This window comes from Pseudomonas sp. NPDC087803, from assembly GCF_044742995.1.
GTDB lineage: Bacteria > Pseudomonadota > Gammaproteobacteria > Pseudomonadales > Pseudomonadaceae > Aquipseudomonas.
The window spans coordinates 40,186-59,202 of sequence record NZ_JBIUVO010000025.1 but is presented as its reverse complement, the minus strand read 5'-3'; the positions used below and the strand labels follow the sequence as shown (position 1 = coordinate 59,202).

Sequence of the window (19,017 nt, the reverse complement as noted above, 5' to 3'; positions counted from 1 at the left end):
CGGCGCATGACCGGTCAGCGCATCGTTCGGTGCGGTGGTGGTCACGGTGCCGGTGGTTTTACCCACTTCGATGGTGATGTTCTGACCGTTGGCCAAGGTCACCACAACTGGTGAGCCAGTCACTGGCGCACCCACAGTGGCGGTGTAGGTCACGGTGCCGCCTTCGGCCACCGAGGTATCGGCGGTCAGTTTGACGGTCGAGGTGTCGATGGTGTCAGTGACCTGGGTCACGGCTGGAGCAGTGCTCGGAACCAAGTTTTCGAAGTTGCCACCGGTCGCGGTCGAAATGGTTGCTTCGACCTTGCCCGCGTCTTTGTAAACGTCGTCCGCCGGAGCTGGAACAGTCACGGTTCCGGTGGTTTTACCGGCGTCGATGGTGATCACAGCGCCGTTGCTCAGGGTCACGGTCACCGGGGTGCCGGCGGCGTTGGTCAAGGTTGCGGTGTAAACGATCGAGCCGCCTTCGGCCACGGTACCGGTCGCGGACAGCGAGAGGTTGGTGGTGTCGACGGTATCAGTCACGGTGGTGCTGACTGGAGTTTTGTCGGCCACCAGATTCTCGTAGTTACCGCCAGTCACGCCGGTGATCGCATTGGTCAGCGGCGCATGACCGGTCAACGCATCGTTCGGCGCTGTGGTGGTGACCGTACCGGTGGTCTTGCCGACTTCGATAGTGATGTTCTGACCGTTGGCCAGGGTCACGACCACAGGCGAACCGGTCACTGGTGCGCCAACGGTAGCGGTGTAAGTGACAGTGCCACCTTCAGCCGCAGACTCGGTCGCGGTCAGTTTGACCGTGGTGGTGTCGATGGTATCGGTGACGTTGGTGACGGCCGGAACAGTGCTCGGCACCAGGTTCTCGAAGTTGCCGCCGGTAGCGGTGGAAATGGTCGCTTCGACTTTACCGGCATCCTTGTACACGTCGTCGGCTGGCGCCGGGACGGTCACGGTGCCGGTAGTTTTACCGGCCTCGATAGTGATCACGGCGCCGTTGCTCAGCGTCACGGTCACCGGAGTGCCCGCCGGATTGGTCAGGGTCGCGGTGTAAACAATCGAGCCACCTTCGGCGACGGTACCGGTCGCGGTCAGCGACAGGTTGGTGGTGTCGACGGTATCAGTCACGGTGGTGCTGACAGGTGTCTTGTCGGCAACGAGGTTTTCGTAGTTACCGCCAGTCACACCGGTGATCGCGTTGGTCAGAGGAGCATGACCGGTCAGCGCATCGTTTGGAGCCGTGGTGGTCACGGTGCCGGTAGTTTTACCCACCTCGATGGTGATGTTCTGACCATTGGCCAAGGTCACGACCACAGGCGAGCCAGTTACCGGAGCACCGACGGTGGCGGTGTAGGTGACGGTACCACCTTCAGCCGCAGACTCGGTCGCGGTCAGTTTGACCGTGGTGGTGTCGATGGTATCGGTGACGTTGGTGACGGCCGGAACAGTGCTCGGCACCAGGTTCTCGAAGTTGCCGCCGGTAGCGGTGGAAATGGTCGCTTCGACTTTACCGGCATCCTTGTACACGTCGTCGGCTGGCGCCGGGACGGTCACGGTGCCGGTAGTTTTACCGGCCTCGATAGTGATCACGGCGCCGTTGCTCAGCGTCACGGTCACCGGAGTGCCCGCCGGATTGGTCAGGGTCGCGGTGTAAACAATCGAACCACCTTCCGCCACCGAGTCGCTGGCGGTCAGGTTCAGGTTGGTGGTGTCGACGGTGTCCGACACCGACGTGTTTGCCGGTGTCTTGTCGGCCGCCAGGTTTTCATAGTTGCCGCCGGCAACCTTGTCGATGGCGACGCTCAACGAGCTGCCGCCCGCCAACGGGCTGTTCGGCGCGACGAAGTTCACGCTGCCGGTGGTCTCACCGACGGCGATAGTGATGGTCTGGCCGTTGGACAGGGTGACCACGACTGGCGAGCCGGTGACGGGTGCGGTCACGCTCGCGGTGTAAACCACGGTTTCGCCTTCGGCGACGTTGGCGGTGGCAGTCAGCGACACGGTGGAGGTGTCGATGGTGTCGTTGACGGTAGTCACTGCCGGGGTGTTGCTGGTGACCAGGTTTTCGAAGTCGCCACCGGTCGCGCCCTTGATGGTCGCTTCAACGGTGCCGGCGTCCTTGTAGACGTCATCCTTCGGTGCATCGACGGTCACGGTGCCGGTGGTTTTGCCGGCCTCGATGGTGATCACGGCGCCGTTGCTCAGGGTCACGGTCACCGGGGTGCCGGCGGCGTTGGTCAGGGTCGCGGTGTAGGTGATCTGGCCGCCTTCGTTCACCGCCGGGGTCGCGCTCAGCGACAGGTTGGTGGTGTCGACGGTGTCGGTGACGGTGGTGCTGACAGGGGTTTTGTCAGCGACGAGGTTTTCGTAGTTGCCGCCGCTGACATTGGTGATCGAGTTGTTCAGCGGTTCGTGACCGTTCAACGCATCGTTCGGTGCAGTGGTAGTCACGGTGCCGCTGGTCTTGCCGATGTCGATGGTGATGGTCTGACCGTTGGCCAGGGTCACAACAACAGGCGCGCCAGTCACTGGGGCACCGACAGTCGCGGTGTAAGTGACAGTGCCGCCTTCAGCCACCGAAGTATCGGCGCTCAGCTTCACGGTCGAGGTGTCGATGGTGTCGGTGACTTCGGTAACGGCCGGTACGGTGCTTGGCACCAGGTTCTCGAAGTTGCCGCCCGCAGCATCCTTGATGGTCACTTCAACCTTGCCGGCGTCCTTGTAGACGTCATCGGCTGGCGCTGGAACGGTCACGGTGCCAGTGGTTTTGCCGGCCTCGATGGTGATCACCGAGCCGTTGCTCAAGGTCACGGTCACCGGAGTACCGGCCGGGTTGGTCAGGGTCGCGGTGTAAACGATCGAGCCGCCTTCGGCGACGGTGCCGGTCGCGCTGAGCGACAGGTTAGTCGTATCGACAGTGTCGGTCACTGTGGTGCTGACTGGAGTCTTGTCGGCCACCAGGTTTTCGTAGTTGCCGCCGCTCACGTCGGTGATGGCGTTAGTCAACGGCGCATGACCGTTCAACGCATCGTTCGGTGCAGTGGTGGTTACGGTGCCAGTGGTTTTGCCGACTTCGATGGTGATGTTTTGACCATTGGCCAGGGTCACGACCACAGGCGAGCCGGTCACTGGCGCACCAACGGTAGCGGTGTAGGTGACCGTGCCGCCTTCAGCAGCGGACTCGGTCGCGGTCAGTTTCACCGACGTGGTGTCGATGGTGTCAGTGACTTCAGTCACCGCCGGAACAGTGCTCGGAACAAGGCTCTCGAAGTTGCCGCCGGACGCATCCTTGATCGTGACTTCAACCTTGCCGGCGTCTTTGTAGACGTCATCGGCTGGCGCTGGAACAGTCACAGTGCCGGTGGTTTTACCGGCTTCGATGGTGATCACCGAGCCGTTGGACAGGGTCACGGTGACTGGCGAGCCAGCAGCGTTAGTCAGGGTCGCGGTGTAGGTGATCGAACCGCCCTCGGCGACCGAGTTGGTGGCGCTGAGCGACAGATTCGTCGTGTCCACGGTGTCAGTGACGGTGGTGCTGACAGGGGTTTTGTCGGCAACGAGGTTTTCGTAGTTGCCACCGGTGACGCCGGTGATCGAGTTGGTCAGAGGTTCGTGACCATTCAACGCATCGTTCGGTGCGGTAGTGGTGACTGTGCCGGTGGTTTTACCGACTTCGATGGTAATGGTCTGGCCGTTGGCCAGCGTCACGACCACAGGAGAGCCGGTCACTGGTGCGCCGACAGTGGCAGTGTAGGTGACGGTGCCGCCTTCAGCCGCGGACTCGGTTGCGGTCAATTTGACCGCAGTGGTGTCGATGGTATCGGTGACTTCGGTGACGGCTGGAACGGTGCTCGGCACCAGGTTCTCGAAATTGCCGCCCGCGGCGTCTTTGATCGTGACTTCAACCTTGCCGGCGTCCTTGTAGACGTCATCGGCTGGCGCTGGAACAGTCACGGTGCCAGTGGTTTTACCGGCCTCGATGGTGATCACCGAGCCGTTGCTCAAGGTCACGGTCACCGGAGTACCGGCCGGGTTGGTCAGGGTCGCGGTGTAAACGATCGAACCGCCTTCAGCGACTGAACCTGTTGCGCTCAACGTCAGGTTGGTGGTGTCGACGGTATCGGTGACAGTGGTCGAAACCGGGGTTTTGTCGGCAACGAGGTTTTCGTAGTTGCCACCGGTGACGCCGGTGATCGAGTTGGTCAGAGGCTCGTGACCATTCAAGGCATCGTTCGGTGCTGTAGCAGTGACTGTGCCGGTGGTTTTGCCGACTTCGATGGTGATGGTTTGGCCGTTCGCCAAGGTCACAACAACCGGAGAACCGGTCACCGGTGCGCCAACGGTGGCGGTGTAAGTGACAGTGCCGCCCTCGGCGACCGAAGTATCAGCGGTCAGTTTGACGGTCGAAGTGTCGATGGTGTCGGTGACTTCGGTGACAGCCGGAACGGTGCTCGGCACCAGATTTTCAAAGTTGCCGCCGGACGCATCCTTGATCGTGACTTCGACTTTGCCGGCGTCTTTGTAGACGTCATCGGCAGGCGCTGGAACGGTCACGGTGCCAGTGGTTTTACCGGCGTCGATGGTGATGACCGAGCCGTTGCTCAAGGTCACGGTCACCGGGGTACCGGCCGGATTGGTCAAGGTCGCGGTGTAAACGATCGAGCCACCTTCAGCGACAGAGCCTGTGGCGCTCAACGTCAGGTTGGTGGTGTCGACGGTATCGGTGACAGTGGTCGAAACCGGGGTTTTGTCGGCAACGAGGTTTTCGTAGTTGCCACCGGTGACGCCGGTGATCGAGTTGGTCAGAGGTTCGTGACCATTCAACGCATCGTTCGGTGCGGTAGTGGTGACGGTGCCAGTGGTTTTGCCGACTTCGATGGTGATGGTCTGGCCGTTCGCCAAGGTCACAACAACCGGAGAACCGGTCACCGGTGCGCCAACGGTGGCGGTGTAAGTGACGGTGCCGCCCTCGGCGACCGAAGTATCAGCGGTCAGTTTGACGGTCGAAGTGTCGATGGTGTCGGTGACTTCGGTGACAGCCGGAACGGTGCTTGGCACCAGATTTTCGAAATTGCCGCCGGACGCATCCTTGATCGTGACTTCGACTTTGCCGGCGTCTTTGTAGACGTCATCGGCAGGCGCTGGAACGGTCACGGTGCCAGTGGTTTTACCGGCGTCGATGGTGATGACCGAGCCGTTGCTCAAGGTCACGGTCACCGGGGTACCGGCCGGATTGGTCAAGGTCGCGGTGTAAACGATCGAGCCGCCTTCTGCCACGGTACCGGTCGCAGTGAGCGACAGGTTGGTGGTGTCGACGGTGTCGGTCACGGTGGTGCTGACCGGGGTTTTGTCGGCGACGAGGTTTTCGTAGTTGCCGCCGCTCACGTCAGTGATCGCGTTGGTCAGTGGTTCATGACCGTTCAAGGCATCGTTCGGTGCGGTAGTGGTCACGGTGCCAGTGGTTTTGCCGACTTCGATGGTGATGGTCTGGCCGTTCGCCAAGGTCACAACAACCGGAGAACCGGTCACCGGTGCGCCAACGGTGGCGGTGTAAGTGACGGTGCCGCCCTCGGCGACCGAGGTATCAGCGGTCAGTTTGACGGTCGAGGTGTCGATGGTGTCGGTAACTTCGGTGACAGCCGGAACGGTGCTCGGCACCAGGTTCTCGAAATTGCCGCCGGTGGTGCCGGTAATGCTGACTTCAACCTTGCCGGCGTCTTTATAGACGTCATCGGCAGGCGCCGGAACGGTCACGGTGCCGGTGGTTTTACCGGCTTCGATGGTGATCACCGAGCCGTTGCTCAGGGTCACGGTTACCGGAGTGCCTGCCGGATTGGTCAAGGTCGCGGTGTAAACGATCGAGCCACCTTCAGCGACGGAACCTGTGGCGCTCAACGTCAGGTTGGTGGTGTCGACGGTGTCGGTCACGGTGGTGCTGACCGGGGTTTTGTCAGCGACCAGATTTTCGTAGTTGCCACCGGTCACGCCAGTGATCGAGTTGGTCAGCGGTTCGTGACCATTCAAGGCATCGTTCGGTGCGGTAGTGGTCACGGTGCCGGTGGTTTTGCCGACTTCGATGGTGATGGTCTGGCCGTTCGCCAAGGTCACAACAACCGGAGAACCGGTCACCGGCGCGCCAACGGTGGCGGTGTAGGTGACGGTGCCGCCCTCGGCGACCGAGGTATCGGCAGTCAGTTTGACGGTCGAGGTGTCGATGGTGTCAGTGACTTCGGTGACAGCCGGAACGGTGCTCGGCACCAGGTTCTCGAAGTTGCCGCCGGTGGTACCGGTAATGCTGACTTCAACCTTGCCGGCATCTTTATAGACGTCATCGGCAGGTGCCGGAACGGTCACGGTGCCAGTTGTTTTACCGGCTTCAATGGTGATCACTGCACCGTTGCTCAGCGTCACGGTGACCGGCGAGCCGGCAGCGTTGGTGAGGGTGGCGGTGTAAACGATCGAACCACCTTCGGCGACCGAGCCGGTGGCGCTCAGCGACAGGTCAGTGGTGTCAACGGTATCGGTGACGGTGGTCGAAACCGGGGTTTTATCCGCGACAAGGTTCTCGTAGTTGCCGCCGCTGACATTGGTGATCGAGTTGGTCAGCGCTGGATTTCCGGTCAGCGCATCGTTCGGCGCCGTGGTAGTCACGGTGCCAGTGGTTTTACCGACTTCGATGGTAATGGTCTGGCCGTTCGCCAAGGTCACAACAACCGGAGAACCGGTCACCGGTGCACCAACGGTGGCGGTGTAAGTGACGGTGCCGCCCTCAGCCACCGAGGTATCGGCCGTGAGTTTCACGGTCGAAGTGTCGATGGTGTCAGTGACTTCGGTAACCGCCGGAACGGTGCTCGGCACCAGGTTCTCGAAGTTGCCGCCGGTAGTACCGGTAATGCTGACTTCAACCTTGCCGGCATCTTTATAGACGTCATCGGCAGGTGCTGGAACGGTCACGGTGCCGGTGGTTTTACCGGCGTCGATGGTGATGACCGAGCCGTTGCTCAAGGTCACGGTCACCGGGGTACCGGCCGGGTTGGTCAAGGTCGCGGTGTAAACGATCGAACCGCCTTCAGCCACAGTGCCGGTAGCGCTCAGCGACAGGTTGGTGGTGTCGATGGAGTCGGTGACCGTAGTGGTCGCTGGCGTCGTGTTCGGCACCAGATTCTCGAAGTTGCCGCCGGTAGCGCCGGTAATTGTGGTGCTGACGGTGCCGCCGTTGTTGTAGACGTCGTTCGGCGCGGTCGGCACGTTGACGGTACCGGTGGTCTTGCCGGCTTCGATGGTGATGGTCGAACCGTTGGACAGGGTGACGGTGACCGGCGTCTGTGCCGGATTGGTCAGGGTCGCGGTGTAGGTGATCTGGCCACCTTCGACCACGCTGCCGGTGGCGGTCAGGGTCAGGCCGGTGGTGTCGCGCGAATCGACGATGTTCGTGACGGCTGGCGTCGTGTTCGGCACCAGATTCTCGAAATTGCCGCCGGTAGCACCAGTGATCGTGGTGGTGACGGTGCTGCCGTTGTTGTAGACGTCGTTTGGCGCGGTCGGCACGTTGACGGTGCCAGTGGTCTGGCCGGCTTCAATGGTGATGGTCGAGCCGTTGGACAGGGTGACGGTGACGGGCGTCTGTGCCGGGTTGGTCAGGGTCGCGGTGTAGGTGATCTGCCCGCCTTCGGTAACGCTGTTGCCCGCCGTCAGCGTGACGGTGGTGGTGTCGATGGTGTCGGTGACCTGGGTCGTGGCCGGGGTGGTCGGCGGGGTCACGGTGATGCCGTTGCCGCCAGTGGTGCCGGTGACGGTCACGTCGATCTGGGTCGGGTCGTTGTAGACGGTGTCGTTCGGTGCCAGCGGCACGTTGACGGTGCCGGTGGTGGAACCGGCCGGAATCACGATCACCGCGCCATTGGACAGGGTGATGGTCAGGTCGGTCAGCGGCGCCTGGGTCAGGGTCGCGGTGTACACCAGCACGCCACCGGCTTCGGTGATGGTCGGCGTGGCGCTGAGGCTCAGGGTCGACTCACGCAGGGCGTTGGTGGTGGTGTCCGTGGTCTGGCCACCGGTGATGTTCTGTGCCGCTTGCGCACCCGAGTTGATGCCCGCAGTCGGGAAGCCGATGGTCGGGTCGACGCGGCCAGCGGTGGCGTCGAGCATCACGAAACTGTGGCCGCCGCCTGCCGCGCCAGTACCTGCGGCGGTGGCGCCGGCAGCAGTGGCTTCAAGGGCGGTGGTCGGGTCAGCGCCGGCGGCGATGGCCTGCTGCAGTTCTTCTACAGAGGGCGCGGCCTGCGCGGTGGCTTCGGCCAGGTCAGTGCTGGAGTCCGGCGCGCTGGCGCTCCACTGGGTATCGCGGCCGAGGTCCAGAGTGCGGCCATCGGCCAGTTCCAGCGACACGGCGCCAGACAGACCGGTATCAATCTGATCGCCGACAAACAGGCGGTCGCCTTCAACGAGTACGCGACGTACACCCTCGGGGGAGATCACGAATACCTGACCGACAATGCTTTTGACGATGGCAACAACACTGCTCATTGAAGACTCTCCGGGGTGTTACGTTCAGTTGACTTCCATAGCCTGACGGCTTCGGCGCCGATTCAGTCTGGACGTACTTTAAAAATTTGCGAATCAAGTTTGACGCTGTTTTTCGTCAATAATTTGGCTAGATTCTTTCGCTATTAACTTTATGCCAAACTATTGACCTTATGGGTGCCATCCTAAACAATCGCCCCACTAATGTCACATTGATATTTCCGCGGCGACCTGTCCCTCAGCGTGTGATCCAGTTCCTATTTTGAACTTTCCGACATACGGTCATTCCGGTTGCCAATCATCCGACGCAGCAGCACGTTTTGCTGTGATTCAAGACAAGAAGTCCTGGGAAATCTTTACCATGCGTTTGCACTTGTTCAAGGCTCTACCGTTCGCCCTCGCCGCCTCTTTCGTCCAAGCACAATCCTTACCAGAAGCCATGCAACAGGCACTGGATGTCCATCCGGAAATCCAGGCGGGGGTCAACAGTCGTTTGGCCGCGGATTATCAATTAAAGGCAGCCAAAGGTGGATACCTGCCCAAGGTCGATCTGCTGGGCGGTTATGGCCGTGAGGGCACCGACAGTGTGACCACTCGCGCCAACGGTGGTGGCAACCACTGGGAAACTTTGAACCGCAGCGAGTCAAGTTTACGTCTCTCGCAAATGGTTTTTGACGGTTTTGCGACGTCCAGTGAAGTCGGGCGTCAACAAGCCACCGTCAACTCCCGTGCCTACTCCCTGCTGGGTACGTCCGAGCGCACCGCGCTGACCGTCGCTCAGGTGTACCTGGATGTGCTGACCCGCCGCGAATTCGTGCGTCTGGCCGAAGAAAACCTCAAAAGCCACCAGCGCATCTACGACCAGATCCAGCTGCGCACCCAGCGTGGCGTTGGCAGCGGCGCCGACCTTGATCAAGCCGAAGCGCGGATGGCTCAGGCGCGCAACAACCTGATCACCGAACAGACCAACCTCGCCGACTCCGAGACCAACTTCCTCAGTGCTGTCGGCCAGATGCCTGACCAGTTGGAGCGTCCGGCGCCGTTCATGGCGATGATGCCGGTCAACCTCAATGAGGCGCGCCAGCAGATGCTGGAAAACAGCCCGATCCTGCGTTCGGCCGAGTCCGATATCGCCGCTGCCGAGAAGCAGTACGAAACCGCCAAGTCGACTTTCTACCCGCGTTTCGACGCCGAGCTGGGGCGCACCGCCGATAACGATCTCGACGGTCAGAACGGCCACAACAACGAGTGGCAGGCGATGCTGCGCATGCGCTTCAACCTGTACTCCGGTGGCAGCAACAAGGCCGATCTGGAATCCAAGTCGTACCTGTCGAACCAGGCGCTGGACATCCGCAACAACGCCCTGCGTCAGTTGAACGAAGAGCTGGGCCTGGCCTGGAACGCCCTGAACAACGCCAATGCGCAGGTGCCGATTGCTCAGCAATACGTTGATCACAGCACCGCGGTACGGACCGCCTACCAGCGTCAGTTCAGCCTCGGCGAGCGTACCCTGCTCGATTTGCTCGACAGCGAAAACGAGTTGTTCACTGCTTCGCGTCGTTTGGCTGAAATCAAAAACATTCAGTTATTTACTCAATACCGAATCAAGGCGACCATGGGCGAATTGCTCAAAAGCCAGGGAGTGGTCGCACCATTGGCATCCGTTGTGCAGAACGACGTGAAGCCCAAGGTCCAGCTGCCTGGGATGAACTGAGTTATCCCTTTTCAACTGTTAAAGAGTGTCGAGCGTGGAATCAGAAGTCAGTCGAGTTCATCTCAGTCATGATCCACGCGCGTTGCACGACGATCCGTTACTGGACGGTCTGCTCGCCCTTTGCATGTTGCACCAGAAGCCCGCCAGTGCAGCGATGCTCACCACCGGCCTGCCGCTGCCCAAGCAGCGGCTGAGTGTCGAGCTGCTGCCGCGTGCGGCGGCTCGCGCCGGACTGCAGGGGCGGGTGCTGCAACGCAAGCTGGAAGAGATTCCGGCGATTGCCATGCCGGCGCTGTTGCTGCTCAAGGATGGCCGCAGCGCTGTCCTGCTCGGCTGGCAAGGCGAAAACGAAGCGCGGGTGCTGCTCAGCGAAAGCGACGGCGGCGAATCGGTGGTCAGCCGCGAACTGCTGGCCGACGACTACACCGGCAAAGTGTTCTTCGCCCAGCCGCAGCACAAATTCGACGTCAACCACGGCACGCTGATCCCGCGTGCGCGCTCGTGGTTCCGTGACACCCTCAAGCGTTCGCGCTGGCTGTACGCCGATGCAATCGCCGCGAGTTTCCTGATCAACATCATCGCCATGGCCGCGCCGCTGTTCGTGATGAACGTCTACGACCGCGTGGTGCCGAACCAGGCCGAAGCGACCCTCTGGGTGCTGGCGCTGGGCATCACCGGTGCCTACATTTTCGACCTGATCCTCAAGAGCCTGCGCAGTCTGTGCCTGGATCTGGCCGGCAAGAAAACCGACCTGATCATCTCCGCGACGCTGTTCGAGCGTATCGTCGGGATGGCCATGAAGTACCGCCCGGCACGGGTCGGCAGCTTCGCCCAGAACATCCATGAATTTCAGAGCCTGCGTGACTTCCTCGCGTCACTGACGCTGACCAGTCTGATCGATCTGCCGTTCACCATTCTGATCTTCATCGTCATCGCGATTCTCGGCGGGCACCTGGTGTGGATTCCGGTGCTGGCGTTCCCGATTGCCCTGTTGATCGGCTACGCGTTGCAGAAGCCGCTGGTAGCGACCATGGAACGCACCATGGCCCTCGGCGCCGAGCGGCAGTCGAGCCTGATCGAAACCCTCGCCGGCCTTGATGCGGTCAAGGTCAACAACGCCGAAAGCGAGCGTCAGTACCAGTGGGAACAGACCATCGGCACCCTCAGCCGCCTCGAGCTGCGAGTGAAAATGCTCTCCGGTCTGGCGATGAACATCACCCTGCTGATTCAGCAACTGGCCGGGGTGATCATGATCGTCTTCGGCGTGTACCAGATCATCGCCGGCAACCTGAGCATGGGCGGTCTGATTGCCTGCTACATGCTCAGTGGCCGCGCGCTGAGCCCGCTGGCGTCGCTGTCCGGTCTGTTGACCCGCTACCAGCAGGCGCGGGTGACCATGACCTCGGTCGACCAGATGATGGAGCTGCCGCAGGAGCGCAATTTCGAAGAGCGGCCGCTGAGCCGCAAGGTGCTGCAGGGCGCGATCGAGTGCCGTCAGCTGAGCTTCACCTATCCGGAACAACAAAACCCGGCGTTGAAGAACATCAATCTGGTGATCCGTCCCGGCGAGAAAATCGGCATCATCGGCCGCAGCGGTTCAGGCAAGAGTTCGCTGGCGAAACTGCTGGTGGGCCTGTATCAGCCGGACGACGGCGCATTGCTGGTGGACGGCGTGGATATCCGCCAGATCGACGTCAGCGAGCTGCGCTACAACATCGGCTACGTGCCGCAAGACATCCAGCTGCTGGCCGGCACCCTGCGTGACAATCTGGTTTCCGGCGCGCGTTACGTCGAAGACGAGTTGGTGCTGCAAGCCGCCGAACTGGCCGGCGTCCACGAATTCGCCCGTCTGCATCCGCAAGGCTACGAGCTGCAAGTCGGCGAGCGCGGGCAGAACCTGTCCGGCGGCCAACGGCAGAACGTCGCGCTGGCGCGGGCGCTGCTGCTCAACCCGCCGATCCTGCTGCTCGACGAACCGACCAGCGCCATGGACAACACCGGCGAAGAACGCCTCAAGCAACGTCTGGCTGCCGTCGTTGAAAACAAGACCGTGGTGCTGGTGACGCACCGGGCCTCGCTGCTGTCGCTGGTCGACCGCCTGCTGGTGGTCGACCGTGGACAGATTCTCGCCGATGGCCCGAAAGCCGCGGTGATGGAAGCGTTGAAGAAGGGGCAGATCAGTGTTGCTTAAGTCGGGTGTCAAAGAGTCGATCCGTCGCTACTTCAAGGGTTCTGCCTCGTTGCAGGGCCAGCCGCTGCCCGAAGTCAACAAGGCGCTGATCGAGGACGCCCCGCGCGTCGTGCGCCTGACCATCTGGGCAATCATCGGCTTCTTCCTGTTCCTGCTGCTGTGGGCCAACTTCGCCGTGATCGACGAAGTAACCAAGGGCGACGGCAAGGCGATTCCGTCGTCGAAGATCCAGAAAATCCAGAACCTCGAGGGCGGGATTGTCTCGGAAATGTTCGTCAAGGAAGGTCAGATCGTCGAGGCCGGCGCACCGCTGATTCGCCTCGACGACACGCGGTTCGCTTCCAATGTCGGCGAAACCGAGGCTGATCGCCTGTCGATGCTGCTGCGCGTCGAACGCCTGAGCGCCGAGGTCGATGACCGCCCGCTGAATTTCCCGGAAGACGTGCTCAAAGCCGTGCCGGGTCAGGCGAAAAGCGAAGAATCGTTGTACATCAGCCGCCGTCAGCAACTGCATGACGAGATCGGTGGTTTGCAGGAACAGCTGATCCAGCGTCAGCAAGAGCTGCGCGAATTCACCTCCAAGCAGGCGCAATATCGCCAGCAACTGGGCCTGCAACGCCAGGAAATCAACATGTCCGAGCCGCTGGTGGCGCAGGGCGCGGTGTCACCGGTGGAGGTGCTGCGACTCAAGCGTGCCGAAGTCGAAACCCGTGGTCAGCTCGACGCCACCACGTTGGCGATTCCACGCGCCGAATCGGCAATCAAGGAAGTCCAACGCAAGATCGACGAGACGCGCGGCAAATTCCGCAGCGAAGCGCTGACTCAGCTCAACGAAGCCCGCACTGACCTGAACAAGGCCCAGGCCACCGGCAAGGCCCTGGAAGACCGGGTCAGCCGGACGCTGGTCACCTCGCCGGTACGCGGCATCGTCAACAAGTTGCTGGTCAACACCATCGGCGGGGTGATCCAGCCGGGCAGCGACATGGTGGAAATCGTGCCGCTGGACGACACCTTGCTGGTCGAAGCCAAGATCCGTCCGCAGGACATTGCCTTCCTGCACCCGGGCCAGGAAGCGATCGTCAAATTCACCGCGTACGACTACACCATTTATGGCGGACTGAAAGCCAAGCTGGAGCAGATCGGCGCCGACACCATCACCGACGAAGACAAGAAAACCACCTACTACATCATCAAGGTGCGCACCGAGCGCAGCCACCTGGGCACTGATGAAAAGCCGTTGCTGATCATCCCGGGGATGGTCGCGTCGGTGGATATCATCACTGGCAAGAAGTCGGTGCTGAGTTATCTGCTCAAGCCAATCATCCGGGCGCGGGCCGAGGCGTTGCACGAGCGGTAGATCTTCACTGGCCTGACCGGCCTCATCGCTGGCAAGCCAGCTCCCACAGGTCTTATGCCCAGACATGAACCTGTAGGAGCTGCGGCACGCTGCGATCTTTTGATTCTGATTTAAAAACAAGATCAAAAGATCGCAGCGTGCCGCAGCTCCTACATGGACATCAGCAAATCGCCACTTAGTGACACAAATCGTCACTCACCATCCAGTCCATTCCTCACCATCCGCCATATCGTTATTCATTAACGGTATTTAATTTCCCGTTCTTATAGCTTTAAAGTCATCCACCTGCGTACCTGCCGACCAATCGGCGCGCCGCACGACCTGAACCAACACGCAATCCAGCGTGAGTGTCTGATCGACGTGCGCGCCCATGAGCGTGCCGTGCGTGGGAGATTGAAAGATGTCCGCAGCTACTGCCACCCCAAGCGCCGCGACTGCCGCGCCGCAAAGCTTTGAAATTCGTCCGTTCAGCGGTGCCGTCGGTGCCGAGATCATCGGCCTGGACCTGACCCGGCCGGTCAACGCTCAGGACTTCGCCCGCATTCACCGTGCGCACCTGGATCACCACGTTGTGGTGTTCCGCGACCAGCGCATCACCCCGCAACAGCAGATCGATTTCAGCCGTCGCTTCGGCGTGTTGCAGATTCACGTGCTCAAGCAATTCCTGCTGGCCAATCATCCGGAAATCCTCATCGTTTCCAACATCGTCGAGAACGGCCAGAACATCGGTCTCGGCGACGCCGGCAAGTTCTGGCACTCCGACCTGTCCTATAAAGAACTGCCGAGCCTCGGCTCGATGCTGCACGCGCAGGAATTGCCGTCCGAGGGCGGCGATACCTTGTTTGCCGACATGCACAAAGCCTGGGACAACCTGCCCGAAGCGCTGCGCAAAGCCGTGGAAGGCCGCTCGGCCGCGCACTCCTATACGGCGCGCTACAGCGAGACCAAATTCGAAGGCAACTGGCGCCCGACCCTGACCCCGGAGCAACTGGCGCAGGTCGCCGAAGTGGTGCACCCGATCGTTCGCACCCATCCGGAAAACGGCCGCAAGGCGTTGTTCGTCAGCGAAGGCTTCACCACCCGCATCGTCGGTCTGCCGGAGGACGAGAGCCAGCAACTGCTCGCCGAGCTCTACGCCCACAGCGTGCTGCCGCAAAACATCTACCGCCATCAATGGCAGCCCCACGACATGGTGTTCTGGGACAACCGTTCGCTGATCCACCTCGCCGCCGGCTGCCCCGCGCACCTGCGCCGCAAGCTGTATCGCACGACCATTCAGGGCGACGCGCCTTTCTGATTTGCCGGAGATTCGATCATGTCCAAACGTCTTCCATTTGCACCGCTGGCGGCGGCCATTGGCCTCGGTTTCAGCCTGATTGCCGGCAGCCTGGTGGCGCCGACCGTGGCCCACGCCGAAGGTGAAATTCGTATCGCCGAACAGTTCGGGATTGTCTATTTATTGCTCAACGTGGTGCGCGATCAGGGCCTGATCGAGAAGTACGGCAAGCAGGAAGGCCTCGACATCAAGGTCGACTGGACGCAGCTCTCGGGCGGCGCCGCGGTCAACGATGCGCTGCTGTCAGGCTCCATCGACATTGCCGGTGCCGGCGTCGGCCCACTGCTGACCATCTGGGATCGCACCCACGGCAAGCAGAACGTCAAGGCCGTAGCCTCGCTCGGCAACTTCCCGTACTACCTGGTCAGCAACAATCCCAAGGTCAAAACCATTGCCGATTTCACCGAGAAGGACCGCATTGCGGTGCCGGCGGTGGGCGTGTCGGTGCAGTCGCGCTTCCTGCAATACGCCGCGGCCAAGCAGTGGGGTGACAAGGAATTCAATCGCCTCGACAAGTACACCATCGCCGTTCCGCACCCGGATGCGACCGCTGCGTTGATTGCCGGCGGCACCGAACTGACCGGGCATTTCTCCAACCCGCCGTTCCAGGATCAGGCGCTGCAGAACCCGAACGTGCACGTAGTGCTCAACTCCTACGACATCCTCGGCCCGAACTCGCCGACGGTGTTGTTCGCCACCGAGAAATTCCGCAACGACAATCCGAAAACTTACAAAGCTTTTGTCGAGGCGCTGACCGAAGCCGCACAATTTGCGCAGAACGATAAGGGCGCGGCGGCGGACACCTACATCCGCGTGACCAAGGCCAAAATCGACCGCGCCGAGTTGCTGAAAATCATCGACAACCCGCAATTCGAATTCAGCGTCACGCCGAAAAATACCTATCCACTGGCCGAATTCCTCTACCGCGTCGGTGCGATCAAAAACAAACCGGAATCGTGGAAGGACTACTTCTTCCAGGACGCCAAACCGCTGCAAGGGAGCTGATCGAGATGAACGCCCCCTTGCAAGGCCACGCGGCCAGCAACCCGATCGCCAGCAGCCAGGCGCTGCTGGCGGTTGACCAAGTCAGCCTTGAATACCGCACGCCGCAGCGGGTAGTGCGGGCCACCCATCAGGTCAGTTTCGAAATCGATCCGGCGGACCGTTTCGTTCTGCTTGGCCCGTCCGGCTGCGGCAAATCGACCTTGCTCAAAGCGGTCGCCGGATTCATTGCGCCGTGCGAAGGCGAGATCCGTCTGCAGGGTCAGCGCGTGGATGCGCCGGGGCCGGACCGGATCGTGGTGTTCCAGGAATTCGATCAACTGCCGCCGTGGAAAACCGTGAAACAGAACGTGATGTTTCCGCTGCTGGCCTCGCGCACGCTGAAGAAAAAGGAAGCCGAAGAACGCGCGCTGCACTATCTGGAAAAAGTCGGTCTGGCAGCGTTCGCCGACGCCTATCCACACACTTTGTCCGGCGGCATGAAGGCGCGGGTGGCGATTGCCCGCGCGCTGGCGATGCAGCCGAAAATCCTTCTGATGGACGAGCCGTTCGCCGCACTGGACGCGCTGACCCGGCGCAAGATGCAGGAAGAATTACTGCTGCTCTGGGAAGAGGTGCGCTTCACCTTGCTGTTCGTCACCCACTCGATCGAAGAGGCGCTGGTGGTCGGTAACCGCATCCTGCTGCTGTCGCCACATCCGGGGCGGGTACGCGCCGAAGTGCACAGCCATCAATACGATCTGCAAAGCCTCGGCGGCGTGGCGTTTCAGGAGTCGGCGCGGCGCATTCACCGTTTGCTGTTCGATGAAGGCCAGTCGCCGGAAACCGAGCGTGACCATGACTTCAACGACATTCGCATCGCTTATTGAGCGCGCAGGAGGATTGCCCGATGAGCCAACCATCGTCTGTACGACAAGAGTTTGAAACCGTCCTTGAACCATTGACCAGCGTACCGCTCGAGCGCGAACTGCCGCTGCGCCAACGCCTGTGGCAACAGGGCTGGTTGCGCAAGAGTGTGATCCTGATTCTGCTGGCGATCCTCTGGGAAGTGATCGCCCGGGTGCAGAACAACGACCTGCTGCTGCCGAGTTTTCTGCAGACCAGTCATGCGCTGTACGACGGCCTGCTCAGCGGCGAGTTGCTGGGCAAGGTGTGGATATCGTTGGTGGTGCTGATCAAGGGTTACCTGATCGGCATCGTGCTGGCGTTTGCCCTGACCACGCTGGCGGTGTCGACCCAGTTCGGTCGCGATCTGCTGAGCACCCTGACCTCGATGTTCAACCCGCTGCCGGCGATTGCCTTGCTGCCGCTGGCCTTGCTCTGGTTCGGGCTGGGGCAGAACAGCCTGATTTTCGTGCTGGTGCATTCGGTGTTGTGGGCGCTGGCGCTGAACACTTACGCCGGTTTTCTCGGCGTCTCGGAAACCCTGCGCATGGCCGGGCGCAATTACGGGCTGAAGGGCATGCGTTTTGTGCTGTTCATTCTGATCCCGGCAGCGCTGCCGTCGATCCTCGCAGGGCTGAAAATCGGCTGGGCGTTTGCCTGGCGCACGCTGATCGCCGCCGAACTGGTGTTCGGCGCCACCAGCGGCAAGGGCGGGTTGGGCTGGTACATCTTCCAGAACCGCAATGAGCTGTACACCGACAAGGTGTTTGCCGGGTTGGCGGTGGTGATCCTGATCGGGTTGCTGGTGGAGAACCTGGTGTTCGATACGCTGGAGCGGGTGACCGTCAAGCGCTGGGGTATGCAGCGCTGATGTGTATCGACTGAGCTGGCCCCATCGCTGGCAAGCCAGCTCCCACAGGGATTGTGGCGTTCACTAATTCTGTGACCGCCGAAAATCCTGTGGGAGCTGGCTTGCCAGCGATGGCGTCCGTACAGCCGCCGCCAAACTTGAGGCATGTTTGCTAGCATTGCACCCAGATCAATCCAGATCAGCCACGAGTGCTCAGCATGCAACTCCCGGACATGAACCTTTTGGTCGCCCTCGACGCCTTGCTCGACGAAGGCAGTGTGGTCGGCGCCGCGCGGCGGATGAACCTCAGCCCCGCCGCCATGAGCCGCACCCTGACGCGGATCCGCGAGGCGATCGGCGATCCGATCCTGGTGCGCGCCGGTCGCGGCCTGGTGCCAACCCCAAAGGCCTTGGAGTTGCGCGAGCAGGTGCGCGAAGTGGTCGAGCAGGCGGCGCTGCTGTTTCGCTCCGCCGACAGCGTGGAACTGGGCACTTTGCGCCGGCGCTTCAGCATCCGCGCCAACGACTTTTTCATCGGCGTGTATGGCGGCAAGCTGTTCGATACCCTTGACCAGCAGGCCCCGCACTGCGAATTGCGCTTCGTCCCCGAGGGCGATGGCGACGATGAAGCACTGCGTGAAGGACGGATCGACCTGAGTGTCAGCAACACCCGTCCGGTGTCCCCGGAAGTCAAAGTGCAGAACCTGTTTTCCACGCATTTCGTCGGTCTGGTGCGTGAGGATCATCCGTTGCTCGACGGCGAGATCACCGCCGAACGCTATGCCGGTTACTCACATATCAGCATGTCGCGCCGTGGCATCGCCCGTGGTCCCATCGACACCGCGTTGAACGCCTTGGGCCTGGAGCGGCGGGTGGCGGTGATTGCGCCCAGCTTCCATGCGGCGATGTTTGCCCTGCCGGATTCCGACCTGATCCTGCCGGTGCCCAAGGAAGCGTTGCTCAGCGTGCGCCGACTGGGCCTGAAGCTGCGCTCGTTCAACCTGCCGATCCCGTTGCCGACGCTGATGCTGACTCAGGCTTGGCACCCGCGCTTCGACAAGGACCCGGCGCACCGCTGGCTGCGTGAAACGCTCAAGGCGTGTTGCGACGAAACGTGGCTGGCCGCCCAGCCCTGATTCCACAAACCAAGCAAATCTCTATAGGA

Annotated in this window: 9 protein-coding genes; 8 read left to right on the top strand and 1 reads right to left on the bottom strand. The window is 61.3% G+C overall.

Features of this window, described 5'->3' with window-relative positions; genetic code table 11:
- The coding region (locus tag ACIOUG_RS14945; RefSeq protein ID WP_401066624.1) for a retention module-containing protein at positions 1-8,520 on the bottom strand (8,520 nt) is incomplete at its 3' end.
- A gap of 358 nt (positions 8,521-8,878) precedes the next feature.
- On the opposite strand from ACIOUG_RS14945, the gene ACIOUG_RS14940 reads away from it, so the two are divergent.
- From ACIOUG_RS14940 to ACIOUG_RS14905, 8 genes are all read left to right on the top strand, one after another.
- Positions 8,879-10,231, top strand: a complete 1,353-nt coding sequence (locus tag ACIOUG_RS14940; protein WP_401066622.1) for a TolC family outer membrane protein — start codon at positions 8,879-8,881, stop codon at positions 10,229-10,231.
- 34 nt (positions 10,232-10,265) lie between these two features.
- Positions 10,266-12,422, top strand: coding sequence for a type I secretion system permease/ATPase (locus ACIOUG_RS14935; RefSeq protein ID WP_401066620.1), 2,157 nt, complete (start codon positions 10,266-10,268; stop codon positions 12,420-12,422).
- Complete coding sequence (locus ACIOUG_RS14930; protein WP_401066619.1) at positions 12,412-13,779, top strand: HlyD family type I secretion periplasmic adaptor subunit; 1,368 nt, start codon at positions 12,412-12,414, stop codon at positions 13,777-13,779. Before ACIOUG_RS14935 ends, ACIOUG_RS14930 begins: the two co-directional genes overlap by 11 nt.
- 400 nt (positions 13,780-14,179) lie before the next feature.
- A complete protein-coding gene (locus ACIOUG_RS14925) occupies positions 14,180-15,076 on the top strand; it encodes a TauD/TfdA dioxygenase family protein (protein ID WP_401066617.1) in 897 nt (298 codons plus the stop codon).
- An 18-nt stretch (positions 15,077-15,094) separates the two neighbouring features.
- Positions 15,095-16,120 carry an ABC transporter substrate-binding protein gene (locus ACIOUG_RS14920; protein ID WP_098966545.1) on the top strand — a complete coding sequence of 342 codons (1,026 nt, stop codon included), beginning with the start codon at positions 15,095-15,097 and terminating at the stop codon, positions 16,118-16,120.
- A 5-nt stretch (positions 16,121-16,125) separates the two neighbouring features.
- Positions 16,126-16,986: an ABC transporter ATP-binding protein gene (locus ACIOUG_RS14915; protein WP_262142074.1), complete on the top strand. Its 861-nt coding sequence runs from the start codon at positions 16,126-16,128 to the stop codon at positions 16,984-16,986.
- Positions 16,987-17,006: 20 nt separating this feature from the next.
- Positions 17,007-17,873 carry an ABC transporter permease gene (locus ACIOUG_RS14910; RefSeq protein WP_401066615.1) on the top strand — a complete coding sequence of 289 codons (867 nt, stop codon included), beginning with the start codon at positions 17,007-17,009 and terminating at the stop codon, positions 17,871-17,873.
- A gap of 197 nt (positions 17,874-18,070) precedes the next feature.
- The gene (locus ACIOUG_RS14905; RefSeq protein ID WP_401066613.1) at positions 18,071-18,988 is read left to right on the top strand and encodes a LysR family transcriptional regulator; all 918 of its coding nucleotides are present in this window, start codon (positions 18,071-18,073) and stop codon (positions 18,986-18,988) included.
- The last annotated feature ends 29 nt before the right edge of the window (positions 18,989-19,017 follow it).

Coding starts and splice junctions, on each gene's coding strand:
- ACIOUG_RS14940 (WP_401066622.1), top strand. CDS start 8,879: ATGCGTTTGCACTTGTTCAAGGCTCTACCGTTCGCCCTCGCCGCCTCT.
- ACIOUG_RS14925 (WP_401066617.1), top strand. CDS start 14,180: ATGTCCGCAGCTACTGCCACCCCAAGCGCCGCGACTGCCGCGCCGCAA.
- ACIOUG_RS14920 (WP_098966545.1), top strand. CDS start 15,095: ATGTCCAAACGTCTTCCATTTGCACCGCTGGCGGCGGCCATTGGCCTC.
- ACIOUG_RS14915 (WP_262142074.1), top strand. CDS start 16,126: ATGAACGCCCCCTTGCAAGGCCACGCGGCCAGCAACCCGATCGCCAGC.
- ACIOUG_RS14910 (WP_401066615.1), top strand. CDS start 17,007: ATGAGCCAACCATCGTCTGTACGACAAGAGTTTGAAACCGTCCTTGAA.
- ACIOUG_RS14905 (WP_401066613.1), top strand. CDS start 18,071: ATGCAACTCCCGGACATGAACCTTTTGGTCGCCCTCGACGCCTTGCTC.